The 23,267-nt window shown below is 61.8% G+C and carries 21 protein-coding genes and 2 pseudogenes; 8 read left to right on the plus strand and 15 right to left on the minus strand.

The features are described 5' to 3' along the window. Window positions 1–12 precede the first annotated feature (12 nt). From J7367_RS14330 to sucC, 4 genes and pseudogenes are all read right to left on the minus strand, one after another. The gene (locus J7367_RS14330; RefSeq protein WP_057662468.1) at window positions 13–384 is read right to left on the minus strand and encodes an endonuclease domain-containing protein; all 372 of its coding nucleotides are present in this window, start codon (window positions 382–384) and stop codon (window positions 13–15) included. 54 nt (window positions 385–438) lie between these two features. Continuing rightward, window positions 439–671: pseudogene (locus J7367_RS22310) on the minus strand (hypothetical protein). Between the two features lie 173 nt (window positions 672–844). Further along, window positions 845–1,720: a succinate--CoA ligase subunit alpha gene (sucD, locus tag J7367_RS14335; protein WP_005921370.1), complete on the minus strand. Its 876-nt coding sequence runs from the start codon at window positions 1,718–1,720 to the stop codon at window positions 845–847. A gap of 24 nt (window positions 1,721–1,744) precedes the next feature. Then, complete coding sequence (gene sucC / locus J7367_RS14340; RefSeq protein WP_057662470.1) at window positions 1,745–2,914, minus strand: ADP-forming succinate--CoA ligase subunit beta; 1,170 nt, start codon at window positions 2,912–2,914, stop codon at window positions 1,745–1,747. A 231-nt stretch (window positions 2,915–3,145) separates the two neighbouring features. Here sucC and J7367_RS14345 point away from each other — a divergent pair, with 231 nt between their 5' ends. Then, window positions 3,146–4,759: a HAMP domain-containing sensor histidine kinase gene (locus J7367_RS14345; protein ID WP_007965357.1), complete on the plus strand. Its 1,614-nt coding sequence runs from the start codon at window positions 3,146–3,148 to the stop codon at window positions 4,757–4,759. Between the two features lie 270 nt (window positions 4,760–5,029). Beyond that, the gene (locus J7367_RS14350) at window positions 5,030–6,484 is read left to right on the plus strand and encodes a sigma-54 dependent transcriptional regulator (RefSeq protein ID WP_176215044.1); all 1,455 of its coding nucleotides are present in this window, start codon (window positions 5,030–5,032) and stop codon (window positions 6,482–6,484) included. A gap of 448 nt (window positions 6,485–6,932) precedes the next feature. On the opposite strand, the gene pilB is transcribed toward J7367_RS14350, so the two are convergent. The 3 genes from pilB to J7367_RS14365 all read right to left on the minus strand — a co-directional run bounded on the left by pilB (window position 6,933) and on the right by J7367_RS14365 (window position 9,739). After that, window positions 6,933–8,642: a type IV-A pilus assembly ATPase PilB gene (gene pilB / locus J7367_RS14355; protein ID WP_176215049.1), complete on the minus strand. Its 1,710-nt coding sequence runs from the start codon at window positions 8,640–8,642 to the stop codon at window positions 6,933–6,935. A 91-nt stretch (window positions 8,643–8,733) separates the two neighbouring features. Continuing rightward, window positions 8,734–9,189: a pilin gene (locus J7367_RS14360; RefSeq protein WP_039568290.1), complete on the minus strand. Its 456-nt coding sequence runs from the start codon at window positions 9,187–9,189 to the stop codon at window positions 8,734–8,736. A gap of 109 nt (window positions 9,190–9,298) precedes the next feature. Continuing rightward, window positions 9,299–9,739 (minus strand): pilin, encoded by a 441-nt coding sequence (locus J7367_RS14365; RefSeq protein ID WP_057662474.1) that lies wholly within the window; start codon window positions 9,737–9,739, stop codon window positions 9,299–9,301. 354 nt (window positions 9,740–10,093) lie between these two features. Here J7367_RS14365 and J7367_RS14370 point away from each other — a divergent pair, with 354 nt between their 5' ends. Genes J7367_RS14370 through coaE form a run of 3 tightly spaced genes read left to right on the plus strand, consistent with a single transcriptional unit; the run spans window position 10,094 to window position 12,839 of the window. Continuing rightward, window positions 10,094–11,350: a type II secretion system F family protein gene (locus J7367_RS14370; protein WP_057662477.1), complete on the plus strand. Its 1,257-nt coding sequence runs from the start codon at window positions 10,094–10,096 to the stop codon at window positions 11,348–11,350. 6 nt (window positions 11,351–11,356) lie between these two features. Further along, window positions 11,357–12,220 carry an A24 family peptidase gene (locus J7367_RS14375; protein WP_017155144.1) on the plus strand — a complete coding sequence of 288 codons (864 nt, stop codon included), beginning with the start codon at window positions 11,357–11,359 and terminating at the stop codon, window positions 12,218–12,220. Window positions 12,221–12,233: 13 nt separating this feature from the next. Further along, window positions 12,234–12,839 (plus strand): dephospho-CoA kinase, encoded by a 606-nt coding sequence (gene coaE, locus J7367_RS14380; protein WP_057662480.1) that lies wholly within the window; start codon window positions 12,234–12,236, stop codon window positions 12,837–12,839. 69 nt (window positions 12,840–12,908) lie between these two features. Here coaE and J7367_RS14385 read toward each other — a convergent pair whose 3' ends face one another. From J7367_RS14385 to rimK, 4 genes are all read right to left on the minus strand, one after another. Next, window positions 12,909–14,243: a HAMP domain-containing sensor histidine kinase gene (locus tag J7367_RS14385; RefSeq protein ID WP_057662483.1), complete on the minus strand. Its 1,335-nt coding sequence runs from the start codon at window positions 14,241–14,243 to the stop codon at window positions 12,909–12,911. After that, window positions 14,236–14,913 (minus strand): response regulator transcription factor, encoded by a 678-nt coding sequence (locus J7367_RS14390; RefSeq protein ID WP_003490678.1) that lies wholly within the window; start codon window positions 14,911–14,913, stop codon window positions 14,236–14,238. Before J7367_RS14390 ends, J7367_RS14385 begins: the two co-directional genes overlap by 8 nt. A 24-nt stretch (window positions 14,914–14,937) precedes the next feature. Beyond that, window positions 14,938–15,414, minus strand: a complete 477-nt coding sequence (locus J7367_RS14395) for a hypothetical protein (RefSeq protein ID WP_057662485.1) — start codon at window positions 15,412–15,414, stop codon at window positions 14,938–14,940. 146 nt (window positions 15,415–15,560) lie between these two features. Further along, entirely contained in the window at window positions 15,561–16,508 is a 948-nt protein-coding gene (gene rimK, locus J7367_RS14400) for a 30S ribosomal protein S6--L-glutamate ligase (protein WP_176215045.1), read from the minus strand. Window positions 16,509–16,974: 466 nt separating this feature from the next. On the opposite strand from rimK, the gene glgX reads away from it, so the two are divergent. Beyond that, entirely contained in the window at window positions 16,975–19,107 is a 2,133-nt protein-coding gene (gene glgX / locus J7367_RS14405; RefSeq protein ID WP_057662487.1) for a glycogen debranching protein GlgX, read from the plus strand. Window positions 19,108–19,736: 629 nt separating this feature from the next. Here glgX and J7367_RS14410 read toward each other — a convergent pair. From J7367_RS14410 to J7367_RS14420, 3 genes are all read right to left on the minus strand, one after another. Further along, window positions 19,737–20,129: an H-NS family nucleoid-associated regulatory protein gene (locus J7367_RS14410; protein ID WP_057662493.1), complete on the minus strand. Its 393-nt coding sequence runs from the start codon at window positions 20,127–20,129 to the stop codon at window positions 19,737–19,739. A gap of 90 nt (window positions 20,130–20,219) precedes the next feature. Beyond that, on the minus strand, window positions 20,220–20,612 hold the full coding sequence (locus tag J7367_RS14415; protein WP_057662496.1) for a hypothetical protein: 393 nt from the start codon (window positions 20,610–20,612) through the stop codon (window positions 20,220–20,222). A 110-nt stretch (window positions 20,613–20,722) separates the two neighbouring features. Further along, the gene (locus tag J7367_RS14420) at window positions 20,723–21,382 is read right to left on the minus strand and encodes a thermonuclease family protein (RefSeq protein ID WP_057662499.1); all 660 of its coding nucleotides are present in this window, start codon (window positions 21,380–21,382) and stop codon (window positions 20,723–20,725) included. Between the two features lie 466 nt (window positions 21,383–21,848). Between J7367_RS14420 and J7367_RS14425 the strand changes: the two genes are divergently transcribed. Both J7367_RS14425 and J7367_RS14430 read left to right on the plus strand, forming a co-directional pair. Further along, window positions 21,849–22,097 (plus strand): hypothetical protein, encoded by a 249-nt coding sequence (locus J7367_RS14425; RefSeq protein WP_081027900.1) that lies wholly within the window; start codon window positions 21,849–21,851, stop codon window positions 22,095–22,097. Between the two features lie 512 nt (window positions 22,098–22,609). Beyond that, window positions 22,610–22,951, plus strand: coding sequence for a hypothetical protein (locus tag J7367_RS14430; RefSeq protein WP_057662502.1), 342 nt, complete (start codon window positions 22,610–22,612; stop codon window positions 22,949–22,951). Between the two features lie 52 nt (window positions 22,952–23,003). Here the strand turns inward: J7367_RS14430 and J7367_RS14435 are convergent. Beyond that, window positions 23,004–23,267, minus strand: a pseudogene (locus J7367_RS14435) (plasmid mobilization protein); the annotation flags it as partial.

Genomic DNA, 23,267 nt, shown 5'->3' on the forward strand with positions numbered 1-23,267 from the left:
TTTTGCAGATTCCTACCGAACGCCGGAAGGAGGAAGAGAGAAGCGGGCAACGCACAGCCGTTGCGCAATCGCGTCGCAGACAGCGTCGGTGCGCACCAGCACTTCATTATTCCAGAAGCGCAGCAACTGGAAGCCTTTTCGGTGCAGGAAGGCCTCGCGCGCGGCATCGGAGGGCGCATCCAGATGTTGGCTGCCGTCAAGTTCTACGATCAACGCGCGTTCCAGACAGGCGAAATCGGCGACATACGGGCCGACCGGACACTGCCTGCGGAACTTGAATCCCAACAGACGCCGATCACGTAGTCGGTACCAAAGCAAACGCTCGGCAGCGGTCATCTCGCGCCGCAAGGTTCTTGCAAAGCGGATCTTTTCACCGGTGCGCATCGGAAGCTCCCAGGTCTGGGGAGCTCACAGCTTGGTGTCGAGCGCCACTGCTCGCTATCGGCTGCGGCCGTTGGGAGGTGTAAGGAAAGCGCCCTCACCCCTGCCCCTCTCCCGCACGCGGGAGAGGGGAAATCCAGGGCGAAAGGCAGTCGGTGGATCGGTCTGCGTCTAACCTTCTGCTACTGCTACTGCTACTGCTACTACTGCTACTGCTGCTACTGCTTCTGCTGCTACTGCTTCTGCTGCTTCTGCTTCTGCTGATGCTGATGCTGATGCTGATGCTGCACAGTCGTAGCTCCTATCGCCACAACACTCACACCTGCGCTCGCCACTCCCTTCTCCCGCCTGCGGGAGAAGGTGCCCAAAGGGCGGATGAGGGCAAGCTCCCACGCCCCAACAACAAGAAAGGCCGCCCGAAGGCGGCCTTTCTGACGCTCACACGCTTGCGCGTGGGGCGTGCTTACTTCACCAGCGCAGCGATCGCCGCACCCAGATCGCCCGGCGAACGGACGGTCTTGACGCCAGCGGCTTCCATCGCCGCGAACTTGCCTTCGGCCGTGCCCTTGCCGCCCGATGCGATCGCACCGGCGTGGCCCATGCGCTTGCCGGCCGGCGCCGAGGCACCGGCGATGAAGCCGACCACCGGCTTCTTGACGTGGTTCTTGATGTACTCGGCACCGGCTTCCTCGGCGTCGCCACCGATTTCGCCAACCATGATGATGCCTTCGGTCTGCGGGTCTTCGTTGAACAGCTTGAGGCAGTCGACGAAGTTCAGGCCGTTGATCGGGTCGCCACCGATGCCGATGCAGGTGCTCTGGCCCAGGCCCACTTCGGTGGTCTGCTTGACCGCCTCATAGGTCAGGGTGCCCGAGCGCGACACGATGCCGATCTTGCCCGGCTTGTGGATGTGGCCCGGCATGATGCCGATCTTGCACTCGCCCGGGGTGATCACGCCGGGGCAGTTCGGCCCGATCAGCACGGTGTCCGGATGCGAACGGGTCAGCACGTTCTTGACGCGCAGCATGTCCAGCACCGGGATGCCTTCGGTGATGCACACGATGACCTTGATGCCGGCCGCAGCCGCTTCAAGGATCGCATCGGCCGCATACGGCGGCGGCACGTAGATCACCGAGGCGTCGGCGCCGGTGGCCTCGACCGCATCGGCGACGGTGTTGAACACCGGCAGATTGATGTGGGTGGTGCCGCCCTTGCCCGGCGTCACGCCGCCGACGACCTGGGTGCCGTACTCGACCATCTGAGTGGCGTGGAAGGTGCCCTGCTGGCCGGTAAAGCCCTGCACGATCACCTTGGTGTTCTTGTTAATCAAAACGGACATGGATAATTCCTTCGGTGTCGTGGATCAGGCGGCGTTCTTGACAGCTTCAACGACTTTCTTGGCACCGTCGTTGATGTTGTCGGCCGGGATGATGGCCATGCCGCTGTCGCGCAGCAGCTGCTTGCCTTCTTCCACGTTGGTGCCTTCCAGGCGCACCACGACCGGAACCTTGACGCCCACTTCCTTGACCGCGGCGATGATGCCTTCGGCGATCATGTCGCAGCGGACGATGCCGCCGAAGATGTTGACGAAGATGCCTTCGACCTTGTCCGAGGACAGGATCAGCTTGAACGCCTCGATAACGCGCTGCTTGTTCGCACCGCCGCCCACGTCCAGGAAGTTCGCCGGCTCGCCGCCATTGAGCTTGATCACGTCCATGGTGGCCATGGCCAGGCCTGCGCCATTGACCATGCAACCGATGTTGCCGTCCATCGTGACGTAGTTGATGTCCAGCTCCGACGCGGTCACTTCGGTTTCGTCTTCCTGCGTCTTGTCGCGCATGGCGACCAGCTGCTTCTGACGGAACGCGGCGTTGTCGTCGCTGTCGAACTTGCCGTCCAGCGCGTACAGGTTGCCGTCGTCCAGGATCGCCAGCGGGTTGATTTCAACCAGCGCCAGATCCTTTTCGTTGAACAGGCGATACAGGTTCACCATGATGCTGGCGAACTGGCCGGCCTGCTTGGCGTTCAGGCCGAGCTTGAAGCCGAAATCGCGGCCGTGGTAGCCCTGCACGCCTTCGACGAAATCCACATTGAGCGCGTGGATCAGCTCAGGGGTTTCGGCCGCCACCTGCTCGATCTGCACGCCGCCCTCGCTGGAGGCGATGTAGGTGATGGTCTTGGTCCCGCGGTCGACCAGGATCGACAGGTACAGCTCCTTGACGATCTCACCGGCCGTGGTGACCAGCACCAGGTTGATCGGCAGCTCGACGCCGGCGGTCTGGTAGGTGGACATCTTGGTGCCGAGCATCTTGGCTGCTGCGGCCTTCACATCGTCGGTGGTCTTGCAGAACTTGACGCCGCCAGCCTTACCGCGGCCGCCCGCGTGGATCTGCGCCTTCACCATCCAGGGGCCATTGCCCAGGGAATTGGCGACTTCAACCGCTTCGTCCGGGGTCGCCGCGACCTTGCCGGCCGGAACGGGGATGCCGTACTCGGCAAGCAGCTGTTTTGACTGGTATTCGTGGAAATTCATGCGTCACCGTGGGAAAAGGAAACGACCGCTGCGTGCAACGCAGACCGCCGGGGCGGCACGTCATGGGACGCGAACGGGCCGCCTATTGTGGCCGACCACGCCGTGCGGCGCAAAATTCGACGGGATTGGCCGCCCGATCGCAGCGCTTGCGCGCCGGCCGACTCTGTGCGCAAGCGCTGCGCAGACCGCGCACCTGCCTATACTCGCGGCTCGCTCCAGCGGGGAATCGGCTTGGCATCCATCGCATCGCTCATCGCCCGGATCCAGTCCGCGCCGCAGCGCGAGCTGTACTTTTTCTCGCTGTACCGGGTGCTGGTGGCCGGCCTGATCGCCGCACTGGTGTTCAGCCCCTTGTCCGACGCCATCCCCGAGCCGCGCTACCCGCGCCTGGCCGCCGGCGTGGCGATCGGCTACCTGTGCATGGCGATCCCGCTGCTGTTCTGGGGCCGCGGCGAACGCCGCCTCACCCCGACCGTGCTGTGCGCGGTAATGGCCGACATCCTTGCCGCCACCCTGGCCACGCACGCGCTGCCCGGTGCCAGCGCCGGGATTGCGATGATGCTGCTGTTCAACGTGGCGGCCGCCTCCATCCTGCTGCGGCTGCGCTACGGCATGAGCATCGCGGTACTCGCCAGCGCCGCCATCCTGCTGGAATACCTGTGGACCCTGCTCGAAGGCGGCGGCGCTACCCGCCCGGTGGCGGAGCTGGCAATGTTTGCCACCAGCTACGTCGCGGTGGCCTTCATCTGCGAACAAATCGCCGCGCGCGCCCGTCGCAACCAGATGCTGGCCGAAGAACGCGGCGCCCAGGTCGCCAATCTGTACGAGATCAACGAGCTGATCATCCGACGCATGCGCACCGGCGTGCTGGTGGTGGATACCCACAACCATATCTCGTTGGCCAACGAAGCGGCGCTGAGCTTGCTGGGCGATGGCGACCAGCGCACCCCGTCCACCGACCTGTCGCTGGTGGCGCTCACCCCGGAACTGGCGCGCCGGCTGCAGCGCTGGCGCAGCGGCTGGCGCGAGGAAGAAGCGCCGCTGCAACTCGGCGCCGACCGCCCGGAAGTGCAGCCGCGCTTCGTGCGCCTGCTTGCCGACAGCGACCTGGCGCTGGTGTTTCTGGACGACGCCACGGTGGTGTCGCGCCGTGCCGAGTCGCTGACCCTGTCGGCCATGGGCCGCTTTTCGGCCAGCCTGGCGCACGAGATCCGCAACCCGCTAGCCGCCATCAGCTACGCCTCGCAGTTGCTGGAGGAATCGCCGGACATCGGCGATGCCGACCGCCGCCTGCTGCAGATCATCCACCAGCAATGCCAGCGCACCAACGGCATCGTCGAAAGCGTCCTCGCGCTGGCGCGCCGGGAACGCGCCACCCCGGACAATCTGGACCTGGCCGCATTCGTGCGCCGCTTCGTGGTCGAATACCGCCAGACCTTGTCGATGGAAACCGACATCCTGGAGGCCGGCATCCAGGGTAGCTCCGTGCATGCCTTGGTCGACCCCAAGCACCTGCATCAGATCCTCACCGCGCTGGTGCACAACGCACTCAAGTACGGCCGGGTGATGGATGAACCGGCACGGGTCAAGCTGCACGTCGAACGCCTCGAGCGCAAGGCAGTGATCGATGTGATCGACCGCGGCCCAGGCATCCCCGACGCCGTGGCGGCACAACTGTTCCGCCCGTTCTACACCACCTCCGAACACGGCACCGGCCTGGGCCTGTACATCGCCCAGGAACTCTGCCGCGCCAACCAGGCGCAACTGGACTACGTCGCGGTCCCCGGCGGCGGCGCGTGCTTCCGGATCTCGTTGCAAGGCCCCAACGGATTGCTCGGCAAGTAAGGACCTGGCGATCGGTCGAGCGGGATGCCTGATGTGACAATAACGAGCAGAGCGAGCAGCGTGATCGATAGCAGACCGTTGCAATTGGCGAAGACGCAAACGCCATGCGGTAGTTGGCTTGCAGGGCTTGCGGGCCTGCGCAAGCAAGGCTTTCGTATGCAGACGCGTTTGGCGACGCAGCACATCTACAGCCCCGCATCGCCGACTGGCATCGGCGCCTTGCAAACGTGCTGAAAACCGCAACGATGCGCCCGCGCAGCAGGTGAACGGTTGGGCGGCGACCCGCTCGACAATTGTCGACCGTCATCACGCTGGGCTATCGTGCGTCCCATGAACGAACCCAAAAGCGCCCTGGTTGTCGATGACGAGCGTGATATCCGCGAGTTGCTTGTTCTCACCCTGGGCCGCATGGGCCTGCGCATCAGCACCGCTGCCAACCTGGCCGAGGCGCGCGAGTTGCTGGCCAACAATCCCTACGATTTGTGCCTGACCGACATGCGGTTGCCAGACGGAAACGGCATCGAACTGGTCACCGAAATCGCAAAACACTACCCGCAGACGCCGGTGGCGATGATCACCGCCTTCGGCAGCATGGACCTGGCCGTGGAAGCACTGAAAGCCGGCGCCTTCGATTTCGTCAGCAAGCCGGTCGACATCGGCGTGCTGCGCGGCCTGGTCAAGCATGCGCTGGAATTGAACAACCGCGACCGCCCCGCTCCGCCACCGCCGCCACCGGAACAGGCCAGCCGCCTGCTTGGCGACTCCAGCGCCATGGAAAGCCTGCGCGCCACCATCGGCAAGGTGGCGCGCAGCCAGGCGCCGGTCTACATCGTCGGCGAATCGGGCGTGGGCAAGGAGCTGGTCGCACGTACCATCCACGAACAAGGCGCACGCGCCGCCGGCCCGTTCGTGCCGGTCAACTGCGGCGCCATTCCCGCCGAGCTGATGGAAAGCGAATTCTTCGGCCATAAGAAAGGCAGCTTCACCGGCGCGCATGCCGACAAGCCCGGGCTGTTCCAGGCCGCGCACGGCGGCACCTTGTTCCTGGACGAAGTGGCCGAATTGCCGTTGCAAATGCAGGTCAAGCTGCTGCGCGCCATCCAGGAAAAGTCGGTGCGACCGGTCGGCGCATCCAGCGAATCGCTGGTGGATGTGCGCATCCTCTCGGCAACCCACAAGGATCTGGGCGACCTGGTCTCCGACGGCCGCTTTCGGCATGACCTGTACTACCGCATCAACGTGATCGAGTTGCGTGTGCCGCCGCTGCGCGAACGCGGTGGCGACCTGCCGCAGCTGGCCGCGGCCATCATCGCGCGGCTGGCACACAGCCACGGCCGCCCCACTCCGCTGCTGACCCAATCGGCGCTCGACGCATTGAATCACTACGGCTTCCCCGGCAACGTGCGCGAACTGGAAAACATCCTCGAACGCGCCCTGGCCCTGGCCGAAGACGACCAGATCAGCGCCACCGACCTGCGCCTGCCCGCCCACGGCGGCCACCGTCTGGCCGCCCCCTCAGGAGGTGCCGCGGCCGAACCGCGCGAAGCCGTCGTCGACATCGACCCCGCCTCAGCCGCGCTGCCGTCCTACATCGAACAACTGGAACGCGCCGCGATCCAGAAGGCGCTGGAAGAAAACCGCTGGAACAAGACCAAGACTGCTGCGCAGTTGGGCATCACGTTTCGGGCGCTGCGTTACAAGCTGAAGAAGCTGGGGATGGAGTAGCAGAGCAGGAATCGGGAGTGGGGAATCGGGAATCGTAAAAGCGCAGTTGCCGGCCTCGATGGCCTGTGTGGGAGACACTGCGATGGACCGGCTCATGCGTCAGCTCCCGGTAGCCGGCTGCAATGCTCGACGCTGTTGTCCAGACAAAACAGCCTGGACCGTATGGGTCCCAGGCTATTCCGGGTCACCAAGCTGTTCCGATTCCCTAATCCCGACTCCCCGATTCCCAGCCCTCTTCCTTGGTTACTCGAGTGATTTCCGCCAGGCCGGTCACCGCGTGCGCAGCCTTCATCAACGCCGACTGCCGCAAATCGCGGATACCGATCGCCTACGCGGCCTCGGCGATCTGCATCGCCGTCCCGCCCTCTTCTCCCGCTTGCGGGAGATCGCGTTGCAGCTTTCTTCTCCCGCTCGCGGGAGAAGGTGCCCGAAGGGCGGATGAGGGCGCTTAGTCCTTCGTCACTCGATTGATCTCCGCCAGGCTGGTCACCCCGTGCGCAGCCTTCATCAACGCCGACTGCCGCAAATCGCGGATACCGATCGCCTGCGCGGCCTCGGCGATCTGCATCGCGTTGCCGCCCTCCAGCACGATCGCGCCGATTTCGTCGGTCATCGGCATCACCTGGTAGATACCGGTACGCCCCTTGTAGCCTTCGGTGCACTCATCGCAACCGACCGCCTCATACAGCTCGATCCCGGCGGCAAGCTGGGCAGGCGTGAACCCTTCGGCCAGCAATGCGTTGTCAGGAAGCGTCGACTTGCGCTTGCAGTTGTTGCACAACCGCCGCGCCAGACGCTGCGCGATCACCAGCGTCACTGACGAGGTGATGTTGTAGGGCGCAATGCCCATGTTCATCAAACGGGCGATGGTCTGCGGCGCATCGTTGGTGTGCAACGTCGACAGCACCATGTGACCGGTCTGCGCCGCCTTGATCGCAATCTCGGCCGTCTCCAGGTCACGGATTTCGCCGACCATGATGATGTCCGGGTCCTGTCGCAGGAACGAGCGCAAGGCTGCCGCGAAGGTCATGCCACGCTTGTTGTTCTGCTGCACCTGGTTGACACCAGGCAAGCGGATTTCGACCGGGTCTTCCGCAGTGGAGATATTGCGCGTTTCGTCATTGAGGATCCCCAGCGCCGTGTACAGCGAGACCGTCTTGCCCGAACCAGTCGGCCCGGTCACCAGTACCATCCCGTACGGCTTGTGGATCGCTTCCAGGAACAACTTCTGCTGGTCCGCCTCATAGCCCAGCTTGTCGATACCCAGCTTGGCCGCGCTGCCGTCCAGGATACGCAGCACCACCTTCTCACCGAACAGGGTCGGCAAGGTACTGACACGGAAGTCGATCTGCTTGGTCTTGGACAGGTTGAGCTTGATGCGCCCGTCCTGCGGCACCCGCTTCTCGGCGATATCCAGCTGCGACATCACCTTCAAGCGTGCTGCGATGCGCTGATTCAGCTTGACCGGCGCCTTGGCCACATTCTTCAGCAGGCCGTCGATGCGCAAGCGCACCCGGTAGTCGTCTTCATACGGCTCGAAATGGATGTCCGAGGCTCCCCGCCTGATCGCATCCACCAGCACCTTGTTGACGAACTTCACCACTGGCGTGTCATCACCCTTGGCATCGACCCCGGAATCCCCCCCGGCGCCCATGTCCTCGTCGCCGGCCGAGACGTCGAGATCCCCCATGCCCTCCTCGTCGTCACCGAGCGCGGAGCCCAGTGCAGCATTGCTGGCCTGCCATTGCTCCAGGGTGCGACGGATCTGATCTTCATCCACAAGGATGGGCTCAACTACCAAGTTCGTGTGGAACTTGATGTCATCCAGCGCCCGGGTCTGGGTCGGATTGCTCACCCCCACGAACAGCCGGTTGCCGCGCTTGAACAGCGGCAGGACTTGGTGTTTCTGGAGTAGTTCCTCACTCACCAGCTTGACCGCGTTTTGGCTGGCGTCGAACGCCGACACATCCAGCAGCGGCATACCGAACTCGACCGCATTAGCAGCGGCGAGCTGGGAAGCAGTGACCAACTTCTTCTCAGCAAACCATTGCGGCAGAGGAACTTTTGCCGCATATGCCTGATCCATCGCAGATCGCGCAACTGCCTCTTCGACAGCGCCGTCCTGTACCAGACGGCGCGCGATGCCCGTAATTCCCACCAAATTTGCGGTCACGGCGCTATTCATCATTGTTTCCAAGTGGCCCATGTCAGACCAAAAATACAGCCACCAAGCTCTAACACGAGACAAACTAGCGGCATGATGCAGGGGCGAAGCGATCTTTGTCTACCGGGGGCAAATCCGTGCTGCATGTCCAAATACCATTTGCATCCCGGGCCCACGTGAGCTTGGCGCCATTGACACGTGGATTGCCGCGCAACGTGCAATCTATAGCGTGTGCTTGAGCACCACTAGCATCAGGTGCAAGCACACTAATGCCACTGCATCGACTGGTAGCAGTCGCAGTCAAACCAATTGCGGAGGCTGAAGTTAGTGTGCTGCCCTCGCTGTCATTGACCAAAATCTCGTAGCGCGTCTTCCCGGGGCTGACTTCGGCCAAGCCGGCTGCCACCTGAGATTTGGCAACGTAGGTCTGATATTGCGGGATCGCTATGGAAGCAAGCAGGGCGATTATAGCGATTACAATCATCAATTCGATCAGTGTGAAGCCTTTAATCTCCTTATTGGCGAAGAACTCAATCCGCATATCAGCTCCCCTCAGCCGGGAATTCACTAGGACCCGTTACGATAAAGTCGGCGAAATGATCAAAAAAAACCCCGACCTAAGTCGGGGTTTTTAATGAGAGGTTCAAATATTACTGACAGGTAGCTGGAGCGAACTTTGCCTTATCACCAGTCGCGATATCAGTCGAGCAGGTCCAAACACCGTTGGTATCACGAGCCCAAGTGATCTTCTTACCAACAATACGCGGACTACCGGCCAGCGTGCAGCTCAAAGCGTTAGTCTGCGCACCGGTGGTAGCATCCGGAGCCAACACCGTAATCGTCGAACAGCGATTGGTGGTCGACGAGGCCTGCAGACCAACTGCATCAGCAGTCGTCAGCGTCGAGCCCTTGCCTTCGTTCAAAAGAGTTTCGTACTGCGTCTTGCCCGGGCTCAGCTCGGCCAGACCAGCAGTGACCTGCGACTTTGCGACATAGTTCTGGTACTGCGGCAGTGCGATGGCGGCCAAGATTGCAATGATCGCGATGACGATCATGAGTTCGATCAGAGTGAAACCCTGTTGCTTCTTCATAAATATCCCCTAGAGTAATTAATGTCTTCGCCCACGGAGCACTCCCTTTGGGCGCCGCGTAGCGAGGTGCCACGTGCAGAGTACCTGTAGCAGAAAGCGTGCCAGTTTTCTGCACGCCGTCAAAGTGCTCCCGGATCAGATGATGCAGCAGTACCGCAGCGGTGCACAGAGGCAGAAACGCGAACTGCGACCCACTTCTTGCCGAGCCCTCGCGGGTCACTAGGTGACACAGAACGTCAGGTCCAGGCTGGCGGTTGGGGAGCTATCTGCTACCTGAAAATTAGGTGCCAGCGATCCAGTAACGGGTTACCATCCTTCAGGTATCCGCCTGGGGATGGCGGATGAGGAATTCACATGTCAGCAGTACGTAACGCAGTCAAGACGAAGACCGCCGCACTGGCGGAGCAGATGAGCCCGTTTATCTGGGAGGGAACAGACAAGCGCGGCGTCAAGATGAAAGGCGAACAAACGGCCCGCAATGCAAATCTGCTGCGTGCCGAGCTGCGACGCCAGGGCATTACCCCCCTCGTTGTGAAAGTTAAGCCGAAGCCACTATTCGGCGCTGCAGGAAAGAAGGTCTCCGCAAAAGACATTTCATTTTTCAGCCGACAGATGGCAACCATGATGAAATCGGGCGTGCCGATTGTCGGCGCGCTAGAGATCATTGGTAGCGGCCAGAAAAATCCGCGCATGCGCACAATGGTTGGCCAGATCAGGACAGATATCGAAGGCGGGGCATCGCTTTACGAAGCCGTAAGCAAGCACCCGGTGCAATTTGATGAGCTCTATCGGAATTTGGTCAAAGCAGGCGAAGGCGCAGGCGTACTGGAAACTGTGCTCGACACCGTCGCCACTTACAAAGAGAACCTTGAAGCCCTAAAAGGCAAGATCAAGAAGGCCCTGTTCTACCCTGCCATGGTAATGGCGGTGGCGATGTTGGTCAGTGCAATCCTGCTTGTTTGGGTGGTCCCCCAATTTGAAGATGTCTTCAAAGGCTTTGGCGCTGAGCTGCCTGCTTTCACACAGATGATCGTCAACCTGTCTCGCTTTATGGTGTCTTGGTGGTGGCTGATGCTGTTCGCACTTATTGGCGCTGCAATCGGTTCTGTTTTCGCGTACAAACGTTCACCAGCAATGCAACATGGCATGGACCGTTTAGTGCTAAAAGTGCCAATCATTGGCCAGATCATGCATAACAGCTCAATTGCAAGATTCGCCCGGACAACGGCGGTTACATTCAAGGCCGGCGTACCGCTAGTCGAGGCGCTGGGCATCGTGGCCGGTGCTACAGGCAACTCGGTCTACGAAAAAGCAGTACTGCGCATGCGCGAAGACGTCTCGGTGGGCTACCCGGTCAACGTAGCGATGAAACAGGTCAACCTGTTTCCGCACATGGTGGTGCAGATGACCGCCATCGGCGAAGAAGCGGGCGCGCTGGATGCCATGTTGTTCAAGGTGGCTGAGTATTTCGAGCAGGAAGTCAACAACGCGGTCGATGCGCTCAGCAGCCTGATCGAACCCCTGATCATGGTGTTCATTGGTACCATCGTCGGCGGCATGGTCATCGGCATGTACCTGCCCATCTTCAAGCTCGCCTCGGTGGTTGGATAAGACGTAATGGCATTTCTCGACCAGCATCCCGGTCTCGGCTTCCCTGCCGCGGCCGGACTGGGACTGCTGATCGGCAGCTTCCTGAACGTGGTGATCCTGCGCTTGCCCAAGCGTATGGAGTGGCAGTGGCGGCGGGATGCGCGCGAGATTTTGGAGTTGCCCGATATCTACGAGCCGCCGCCGCCGGGGATCGTGGTGGAACCCTCGCACGATCCGGTGACCGGCGACAAGCTCAAGTGGTGGGAGAACATCCCCGTCCTGAGTTGGGTGATGCTGCGCGGCAAGTCGCGCTATAGCGGCAAGCCGATCTCGATCCAGTATCCGTTGGTGGAGCTGCTCACGGCCTTCTTGTGTGTGGCTAGCGTCTGGCGGTTCGGCTTTGGTTGGCAGGGCTTCGGTGCAATCGTGCTGAGCTGCTTCCTGGTGGCAATGTCGGGCATCGATCTACGTCACAAGCTATTGCCGGATCAGCTCACCCTGCCCTTGATGTGGTTGGGCCTGGTCGGTTCGATGGACAACCTGTACATGCCGGCCAAGCCGGCGCTGTTGGGCGCGGCGGTGGGCTATGTCTCGCTATGGACGGTCTGGTGGTTGTTCAAGCAGCTCACCGGCAAGGAAGGCATGGGTCACGGCGACTTCAAACTTTTGGCCGCGCTTGGTGCGTGGTGCGGGTTGAAAGGCATCCTGCCCATCATCCTGATCTCCTCGCTGGTCGGCGCCATCCTGGGCTCGGCCTGGCTGGTCGCCAAGGGCCGCGATCGCGCCACGCCGATTCCGTTCGGCCCCTACCTCGCCATCGCCGGCTGGGTGGTGTTCTTCTGGGGTAACGATCTGGTGGACGGTTACCTGCGCTTCGCGGGGTTGCGTTGACTCTGGCACGACGATGAGCGACTTCATCGTCGGCCTGACCGGCGGGATTGCCTCCGGCAAAAGCGCGCTGGCCGCGGAGTTCGAGAAGCTGGGTGTACCGGTCATCGATGCCGATGTGGTTGCGCGGCAAGTCGTCATGCCGGGTCCTGTTCTCGATTGCATCATCGACCGCTTCGGACAAGGCGTCCTGCTGCCGGATGGCACGCTGGACCGCTCCGCGCTGCGCAAAATTGTTTTCGCAGATGTGACGCAACGCAAAGCGCTCGAAGCAATCACGCATCCGGCTATCCGTGCAGAGTTGCAACGCGCGGCACAGGCGGCTGAAAGTCCTTATGCCATCGTTGCGATCCCTTTGCTCACTGAAGCGGGTGGCCGCATAGCCTACCCCTGGTTGGATCGCGTTCTGGTGATCGATGCACCAGTCGAACTGCAACATGCAAGATTGATGCGCCGCGATGGCAGCACGCCGGAATTGGCGGATCAGATGATCGCTGCGCAGGCGTCCCGCGAGCAGCGTCTGGCGCTAGCGGACGATGTCGTGGTCAACGATGGCCAGCCGGCACATCTGATTCGAGCGGCGCACGAGCTCGACGCGCGCTATCGCCAGCGCACGAATTAGCATGTCATTTCTGCAATTGCGTACACCCCACGGCCGGAAGCGGAAAACATGACAGGTCGCAACGACGACCTAGCGATGAAACGCCAATGTCGCAATCACGCCTCGCTCCTGCCCTGGCCGCACGCTGACCCGCCAGCCGTACAGATCGCAAAGACGGCTGACGATCGATAGACCGATGCCACCACCCTGCGAGTGCCCGGCGTGGGTGCCGCGGTAGCCGCGCTGGAACAGCTTGGCGGCGTCTTCCTCGCTCAGGCCGGGGCCCGAATCGATCACTTCGACGGCATCGCCCAGCACGCGCACGCGCACCTGGCCATCCTGGGTGTATTTGACGGCGTTGCCGATCAAGTTGCCCAGCGCCACCGACAAGGCGGATTCGGGCGCGTCGATGACCAGATCGCGTACGCCCTCCAGTAGCAATTCCACTGGTTTTCCGCCGAGCTGCGCGCGGTGCGAATCGATCAGTTGCTCGGCCACCTTGGCGACATTGCTGCTGCCCTGCCCGCGCTCGTTACGCGAGAGCAGCAGCAACGAGCCGATCAGATCGCTGCATTGCTGCTCGGCGCGCTGGATGCGTTGCAGCCGCTGCAACACCTTTTCGTCCAGGTTGGGCTTGGTGAGCAGCAACTCGGTGGCGCCGCGGATCACCGCCAGCGGCGTGCGCAGTTCGTGGCTGACGTCGGCGTTGAATTCGCGGTCGCGCTGCACCACTTCGGTGAGCCGCGCCGAGTAGTCGTCGAGCGCTTCGGCGAGCTGGCCGACCTCGTCGTCCGGGAAGTGCGCGGCCAGTGGCTTGGGTTGGCTGTTGCCGCCGCGATAGGCACGCAGGCGCGCGGCCAGATCGGAGACCGGGCGCATCACCTTGGACGCAGACCACCAGCCGATCAGCAGCGAAAACCCGCTGAACACCAATACCGACAAGATCAGGGTGCGCTTGAGCTGGATTTCGCCCTTCAGCGCCTGGGTCATGTCGTAGGCAAGGAAGAACCACTCGCTGGGCGTTTTGCGCACCGCAAGCTTGTACGAATAGGTATTGCCGCTTTCGTCGACGCCGGTGATGGTGTGGATGCCGTCAGGCAGCTGGTACCACTCCGGTTGTTCGCGGCGTAGCGCTTCGAACTTGTCGCTTTTGACCACGCGCCCGCGCATCTGCTGCAGCGGCAGATCGGGGTTGCGCATCGGATCGGAATAGAAGCGTTGCGCGAAGGCGTCGATGTTGCGGTTCATCACGTCTTCGACCAACTGGTTTTCCACGCGCGAGCGCGCCCAGTTGGTGGCGAAGGCGAACAGCGTTGTCAGGCAGAAGCCCAACAACACGAACGACAGGATGATGCGGCTGCGCAGGCGCCGCCGATAGCGGCCGCGCCTACGCGCCGGCCGCGTCTCGCTCGTACTTTCAGGCATCGGGCGAGGCGATGCGGTAGCCGATGCCGTGGCGGGTCTGGATCATCGGCACATCGAACGGCTTGTCGACCACCGCGCGCAGGCCGTGGATATGCACGCGCAACGAATCCGAATCGGGCAGTTCTTCGCCCCACACGCGGGTTTCCAGTTCCTGGCGTGTGACCACCGCCGGCGAGGCTTCCATCAGCGCCTGCAGGATCTTCAGCGCAGTCGGGTTGAGCTGGAGCAGCTTGCCGCGGCGACGCACTTCCAGCGTATCCAGGTTGTACTCCAGATCGCCGGTTTCCAGCACGCGGGTGTGCACGCCCTTGCCACGACGCGACAGCGCGTTGAGGCGCACTTCCACTTCCTGCAGCGCGAACGGCTTGATCAGATAGTCGTCGGCGCCGGAGTCGAAGCCGGCCAGCTTGTTGTCCAGCGAATCGCGCGCGGTCAGCATCAACACGGGGGTCTGCTTGCGCGCCTCGTTGCGCAGCTTGCGGCAGACCTCGATGCCATCCATGCCGGGCAGGTTGAGGTCGAGCACGATGGCATCGAACTCGTGCACCACGGCAAGGTGGAGGCCGGTCACGCCATCGGCGGCGAAGTCCACCGTGTGGCCCCGGTCCTCGAGGTAATCGCCAAGATTTGCGGCAATATCGCTGTTATCTTCAATTACTAGAATTCGCACTGGAACCTCGTTCGTTAAGCTGTTTTAGCGCTGGCGCCGAGAAATGTCGTCTTGACTCACCGTGGTCTGACAGCGCCGCTGGGCAGCCGTCATGCACTGTTTCGTACTCATCTGCGACCCAATCGCGCGCTCGCGCCGACAAATCAGCCGGCTATCTTCGCGTGCCCTGGTCAAAATTCGGGTGACGAACTCCTGATCGCTGCGAACCGCTGCCAATTGCTCTGGCTGCAGCGCCTGGATATCCGGCTGCGTCTGGAATGCTGCTTCGATCCGATCAAGCGCAGCGCCCACCTTAGCGCGCTCATCCTGACTGATCTCGGAGTACTTCTCGCCATCGGCAAGATCGGTACGGACCTGCTCTGCCTGCGGCTTGAACGGCTTGTCCAGATCGAGCACGACGGCCAGGGCATGACCACTCATCAGGCCAGTGGCGAGCAGCAGTCCCGCAACACTCCAACGCTTTGCCATGCGACGCCTCCTTGTGCCCGACCCATTTAACATTGGCGAATGTAGACGCGAACCCAAACAGCGGCAAGCCGTCCATAAAAAGGCCCAAGTGCGACATCGCACTTGGGCCAAAAGTTCATCCCGATCACCGTCACTGCCGAGAGCGGAGCTACGGTGGGAAGAGGCTAGCGAGGCCGTAATTAGATTTTCGTTAATTTTTTGGTAAAGCCGTTAACCAGCTGTCGGCGGACCGAATGCTCCAGGTGCTGGACAATCGCCTCGGCCACATCCACGCCGCACACGCCTTCCACCCCTTCCAGACCCGGGGTCGAGTTGACCTCCAGCACCAGCGGGCCGCGTCTTGACCGGATCAGGTCCACCCCTGCCACCGCCAGGCCCAAGGCGCGTGCCGAGCGCACCGCGACCTCCTGTTCCTGCGCGGTTGCCTCGGCCACGGCGGCAGTGCCGCCCAGGTGCAGATTGGACCGGAAATCGCCTTCGGCAGCCTGCCGGCGCATCGCCGCCACGACCCTGTCGCCGACCACGAAGCAGCGCAGGTCGGCGCCTTCGGCCTCACCGATGAACTCCTGCACGATGAAGTTGGCGTACAGCCCGCGCAGCGCTTCGACTACGCCGCGCGAAGCGCTGGCCTTTTCGGTCAGGATCACCCCGGCGCCTTGCGCACCCTCGTTCAACTTCACCACGTGCGGCGGTGGGCCGAGCATGGAGAGCAGATCCTGGGTGTCGTCGGGGTTGTCGCCGAACACGGTGACCGGCATGTCGATGCCCTGCGCGGCCAACAACTGATGCGCGCGCAGTTTGTCGCGCGAGCGCAGGATGGCGTCCGACGGATTGGGCGTGTAGGTGCCCATGAACTCGAGCTGGCGCAGCACTGCCGTGGCATAGCGGGTGATCGAGGCGCCGATGCGCGGGATCACCGCATCGAAGCCGGTGATCGGCTTGCCCTTGTAGTGCAGGCTGAAGCCGTCGGCGGCGATGCGCATGTAGCAACGCAGCGGGTCGAGGATGCGCACGGTGTGACCACGCTTGCGTCCGGCTTCGATCAGCCGCCGGGTCGAATAGAGCTTGCTGTTGCGGGAAAGGATGGCGATTTTCATCGCGGCAGGCACACGGCGCGGCTTGGACATGGGCAGAGTCTGATGATGAAGTGACCCAAGTCCGTACAGCGCAGGCCGATTGCGCGTTCGCGGCAGCCCGCGATGTACGCTGCGATCAGGCCGACTGCGACGGTCCCGAGAAGGGAAGAGCGACGGTACCGCGACAAGTCCGAACAACGCTGTGCTGCACGGCCTCAACCGGGCCGATGCTAGCAGGGCGCTGGCGCGTCGCTCAAGCAACGCATGCGCGTGATTGCGCAAAGCACTTCGCGCGGACTTCACCCTGATCGCCGCAAGTAGCTGGCCTTGCCCCCCCCCCCTGCCCGCGCATGGCCGCAATGTGGCTCACCGCGCGTCGTGCAGCGGCGCGTCAAGTGAACGATCCCGACGGCCGCCCTCACGCCACACCTCTGTTGCCGTAACGCGTCTTGCACAGCTGTAGACGCAATGCTTGAGGCCCCTCAATGCCGGCATGCCGGCGAATCCGAGACTCTCCATGCGACGTCCAGCAAGCGCGGCCTATGCCAACCCCTCCCGCATCCGTCAGGGGCGCCCGTTCCCACGCGGTGCCGTCTTCGACGGCAAGGGCACCAATTTCGCGCTGTTTTCCGCGCATGCCACGCGTGTCGAGCTATGCCTGTTCGACGAACAGGGCAACGAAACCCGCGTCGATCTGCCGGAGTACACCAATGAAATCTGGCACGGGTATCTCCCCGATGCCAAGCCGGGCCAGCGCTATGGCTACCGTGTCCACGGCCCCTATGCGCCGACCGAAGGTCATCGTTTCAATCACAACAAGCTGTTGCTGGACCCGTATGCGCGCGAGCTGGAAGGCGATCTGATCTGGGCCGACGAGCTCTACGGCTACACCGTGGGCCACCCCGACGGCGACCTGAGCTTCGACGAACGCGATAGCGCGCCCTTCATGCCCAAGTGCGTGGTGGTCGAGGACACCTACGACTGGGGAGACGACACCCGCCTGCTCAAGCCGTGGAATGAAACGGTCATCTACGAAACCCATGTGCGCGGTTACACGATGCGCAATCGGCAGGTCCCCGAGGCGGTGCGCGGCACTTTCGCCGGCCTGGCCCAGCCGCAGGTACTCCAATACATCAAGGACCTGGGCATCACCGCGGTGGAGTTGTTGCCGGTACACGCGTACCTGGACGACCAGCATCTGCTCGACAAGGGGCTACGTAACTACTGGGGCTACAACACCATCGGCTTTTTCGCGCTGAAGTCGCGCTACCTGTCCAGCGGTCATCGCGATGAGTTCCGCGACATGGTCAAGGCCATGCACAAACAGGGTCTGGAAGTGATTCTGGATGTGGTCTACAACCACACCGCCGAAGGCAGCGAGCTGGGGCCGACCCTGTCGTTCAAGGGTATCGACAACGCCAGCTATTACCGCCTGGCCGACGACAAGCGCTACTACATCAACGATACCGGTACCGGAAATACGCTGAATCTGAGCAATTCGCGGGTGATCCAGTTCGTCAACGATTCGCTGCGCTACTGGGCCGGGGAGATGCATGTGGATGGTTTCCGCTTCGATCTGGCCACCATTCTTGGCCGCGAGCCGAGTGGCTTCGATCAACGTGGCGGCTTCCTGGATGCCTGCAACCAGGACCCGCTGCTGTCGGAAGTCAAGCTGATTGCCGAGCCATGGGACTGCGGCCCAGGTGGTTATCAGGTGGGCCACTTCCCGCCCGGTTGGTCGGAGTGGAACGACAAGTTCCGCGACAATGCGCGCGAATTCTGGAAAGGCGAAGACGGCAAGCTGGCGGAATTCGCGACCCGCTTCACCGGTTCGGCCGATCTATTCGATCGCCGCGGCCGGCGCCCGTGGGCATCGGTGAACTTCATCACCGCCCACGATGGCTTCACCTTGCGCGATCTGGTCAGCTACAACGAAAAGCACAACATCGATAACGGCGAGGACAACCGCGACGGTTCGTCGAACGATGGCTCCTGCAACTACGGCGAAGAAGGCGACACCGATAACGCCGAGGTGCTGCAGATCCGCGAGCGGCAGATGAAGAACCTGCTTGCCACGCTGCTGCTGTCGCAAGGCACGCCGATGATGCTCAGCGGCGACGAGCGTGCACAGACCCAGGGTGGCAACAACAATACCTATTGCCAGGACAACGAGATCACCTGGCTGGACTGGGAAAACGATTCGACCGACGGCCGCCTGACCGAGTTCGTGAAGGCACTGACCCGTCTGCGCAAGCGCTATCCGATCCTGTCGCGGGGCCGCTTTCTCAACGGCCAATACAACGAAGAAGCCGGCCTGCGCGATCTCACCTGGCTCAATCCAGGCGGCATCGAAATGGACGATGCGCACTGGACCGACCCCGCCGCGCGCTCGGTGGGCCTGTTGCTGGAAGGCAAGGCGCAGACCTCGGGGGTCAAGGAATTAGCCGATGACGACACCTTGCTCATCGTCATCAACGCCTATCACGAGGGCGTGACCTTCACCCTGCCCTCCTCCGATGAGCCGGTGCACTGGAAACTGGTGCTCTCGACCGACGAAGCACTGGAGGTGGACATGATGCCGGCCGGTGCCAGCGAATTCCTGGCCCCGCCGCGTAGCGTGTCGGTCTTCGAGTGCAAGAGCGACCAGTAAAGCTGTCCCAGCAACACGCAATCAGGAGCGACGCTTGCTGCCTACCGGCATCGGATGGGCAGCAAGCGTTTTTGTCTCGGTCGATGGAATGACGGAGTGGTCCTGCGCGCTACGCGGCTTACGCGTGGCCAGGATGATGGTGCCGATGGCAATGCCCAAGCGAATCTTTGTGCGACCTCTTACGTTAGGCCACGCCATTGCTTGCTACCTGGATGTGGAGCTGAAATTCGTACGTATCCATCTTCGGGATTTCTGCGAGAAACACGGCGAATACTTCTCCTGCATTTACTGAGCTCGTGGCCTTGCTTGAAAAGCCGGCATCGACTGCGATGTTTGAAAACATGCGGCTTGCGGTTCTCAGACGTGCAGCTGCAGTACATGCTTAAGAGCCAGCAGACATCAGCAAGTCTGCGGCCAACCACACTTAAAGCGTGCAAACACCCAAGCCATTCATCGACGATAGATCATCAAAAATCCAACCTGACTGCGCAGACCACGGAAGATCGGCCAAGCGTCTTGCAATACGAGCGCAAAGCAAAGCGCTGTAGCGCAAACCACTCACCAAAACATCGAAGGCCAAAAGCAACGCCTAACCCACTGCAGGCCTTCGACATCCCGTGTCGAACGACTCAACCCGGATACAGCGGGAAGCGCTTATCCGGATGATTGGCTTTCCATTCTTTATAAGAGCTGGTGCCTTCCCAGGCCTTGAAGGCGCGCGGCGTACGACCACGGCCGGACCAGGTTTCGCCGGAATGCGGAATCCAGTACTTGGCGACCACTTCGCCGGTGGAAGACAGCGGCCCCTTGGTCTTGCCGGTCATCGCCAGCGAGGCGATCTGGGATTTTTGTTTGGCATTGAAACGGCTGCCGAACTGGGTAAGCACCTCGATCACCTGGTCGAAGGCTTCCAGCGTCTGGGCGTATTTCAGCTGCGCTTCTTCCTGTTCAAGCTTGCGCAGCTCTTCCAGCAGTTGAGCCCGGGCGGTGGCGGTGGGTGAAGCGGGCGAATCCTGGCGCATTGGCAAAACATAAGGTATGGGCGGGTCAACGAGTATTGCCGCTGGGCCGCCCAGCGTAAAGCGCCCGGGCCCGTGCGGGTCTGCTGGCGCTCAGCGATGGCGCAGCAGTGCGTGCTCGCGGGCCATGGTCAGGACCGGGCCGATTCGCCCGGCGCGGATCAGTTCGCTGCAGTGCTTGCCGACAAACTCCACCCGCGGGGTGCGAAACCACTGCACCACCCGATCCAATTCGCCGGCATTGATCGACCACGCGTGGTAGACCGTTTCGCCCAGCTCCTCCACCCCAATCAGCCCGAGTTCGCGGATCTGCTCGGGATCGAGCGCGAACATGTCCAGGACCTTGCCCGCATTGTCCGGCGTGACATGGCCGAAGCTCACTTGCTTTGCGAGCCAGGCACCGTAGGCAATCGAGGCCGCCCACGCAGACTCGGCACGGCGCATCCCCTTGATCAGCGCGCCGACGAGTTGGGAATGGGTGGTCATGCCGGTACTATGCGGCGGCAGTAGAGCCGGCTCAATCGGGATCTCCCTGACTCTACGCAAGAAAATTCAGAAGCTGGGATGCCGGCGTGCCTCGGTACCCCGCAGCACCATCACCGTTGCGCCGGTCTCCACCCGGCGTTGGCCGCTTCATTCACCGAACAAAAGAAGCGCTCGCCCTTCGCCGGCGAGATGCGCGTCTTCGCGTAATCGCGCTGGCCCGGCACATGGAAGATCTTCTTGCCATCGCTGGAGATGTTGCCCTTGATCGTGCAAGTGCTTGGCACCGATGCTGCAGCCTGGCGTGTGGCTGCTGTCCGCGCCTTCGTGTCGCGGCGGTAGTCTGCCGGCATCTGAAACGCGCCCTGCCAGAGATTGCGCCGCTGTTGCTGCGCGATGCGCTCGTCTGCTTCGAACGCGGTGGCGTATTGACGATAGGCGACCGCCCAGCCAGAGCGCACCATCCAGGCATTGACGGACTGCCCCTGCACGAAGCATTCGGCGACCGTGCGGCCATAACGATCGGTATCTTTTGGCTGGCAACGCACGGTCTTGTCCAGCAGATAGCTGTCCAATGCCGCTGCAGCGCGGCGGCCGCACGGCCAGGTGCTGCCATCGTGTGCGCTGCACTGTTGCGCGCTCTCCGGCGCATCGATTCCCCACAGGCGGATGCGCTGGTGCGCAACGGTGATGGTGTCGCCATCGGTCACCGTCGCACGACCGACCAGCTCTGCAGCACCCGCAGGTAAAGCCAAAACCACCAGCAACAACATCCAACGTTTCAACAACCTCAACAGCCACTTCCTTTCTAAATCAGCAGACCGCGCTCTGCGTGTCTTGCCTTGTTGCCACTACAGCCGGTCTGGTCAAGCGTTCCATCGACCTGACATCTGCGCCAGCAACCACTGCCAGCGCAGCGGCGGGCACTGTATGCCAATCCATCCGCGATGCCTATCTTTTTCTTCGGTCTTTGTGCGGGCTTCGGATGTCTTCCATGCGCAAAAAGAGGCAAGCGGCGCGTTGGCACGCAAGACAGCGACCACGCCAATAGATAACAGCCTGACGAAATCTGATCCGATGCAGCTCGGCGCTACGCGCAATCACGGAGCGGTCATTCAAATTCGACGCGATAAACTGAACCCAGAGTACCGGTCAAATTTCAATGTAATCCGAGCATAAACCGCAAGTCACCCCTGAGATTTTTCTTTGCGACCATCTGCTCTCACAACGGAGAACCTTATGAAATGTGATCTTTTTGACGAGCGCATGCTGTTGATCGATGGCGCAGTGCCGGTTCTATCTACTCAACGCGGCATCGTGCTGGCAGGAATCGAACAGCTTGGAATCACGGCGGACTGGTCGCCGGGCACAAGGGCGACAACCGCGTACGGAAATGAAACTGACGAGGTTGCCGTCTGGTCTTTGATAGTTCGCCCAATGGAATCTGCAGATCGACTGCAGGCGTGGCTTGATGCTGAGCCGGGCTAAGCGGCGCTAGGAGACCAAGAATTGCGGAGCGCACCGGAGATTGCGGAGCGGCCCGAATCGCTGAAAGCCTCGCGGCACATGGAGCGGGCGATGGGAACAGAATCCTCCCGCGCCAACCAATTGATTTTCCTAGCTTATCCCGGAGTGGGGTGATCCAAAAATGATACCTTTTGTGATACCCCGCGTGATACCCGATCATAGCCAAGCGAGCGGCAGCGCTTCAAGTCTTTGTGCCTGCGAACCTCGGACTTCTTGGGGACCGGGTAGGCTCCCGAGGGAGGGTGGGTGGCCGTTCGGCCTCCCAAGCCTGATAGGCGCATTTCCTCCAGCAAGGCAGAGCCCACTATTTTCCGGATGACCAGGAGAGCGATGGAACTCCACCTATCAACATTGGGCATACCAAAACTGAAATTTGCCTCGTATTCAAATTTGTGAAGTGGGGCCCGAAGCGAGCTCTTGCTTAGCTGAGAATTGTTGGTTGGATGAGGACTTCCCCACACGCAGGAGTTTTCATGACCACCAACCCCCAACAACTTGAGATCGCCGGCCACTTGCTCGCCGGGCTGATGAGCCAGACCCTCTCCGACGAGCCACTGGTGCGCCAAAAAAATGTTTGCAATGCCTGGGCGTCCGCCGGCGAACTGATCGTCTACAGCCAGAAGAAGCCACCAGGTGGGAGCGCCGCCGCCCAATCCTTGGAGCATGCCCCGGCCCAGCCATCCCAGGCTGTGCGCACCCGGGAGGCCGTCATCGTTCGGGAGCTCCCATCGATAGACGAATGGCGCGCAGGCCGGACGCCCAAAGACTCCCAGCTGGATCCAGTGCGCAGCAAGAAGCGCCCGACCCTTCACTGAGCCGGCCAAGCGCCCGCAAACATTGAGCCCCGCAGTGCGGGGCTCTTTGGTTTCAGTGGAGGCGCGGCGGTTTGGGAACGTAGACAGGCGCAGGAGGGACGGAGACGACAGGGCTTGGACGGGGCTGCTCGGGTTCAATCGCCATGTCGAGTTCCACGGGATAGCGCTGGAGCATGTCCCAGCTCCAGGCCTCCAGATGCACCGCGCTGGCCGACGCCTCTTTCTCGCAGAGGGCTTGTTCCTCCGGGGTCACCCGAGCTCTTGCATCGGCCAGCTCTGCGGCTCGGGCTTCGATGTCACCAGCACTTTTAATCTG

The organism is Xanthomonas sp. D-36-1, assembly GCF_017746155.1.
GTDB classification, from domain to species: Bacteria; Pseudomonadota; Gammaproteobacteria; order Xanthomonadales; family Xanthomonadaceae; genus Xanthomonas; species Xanthomonas cissicola.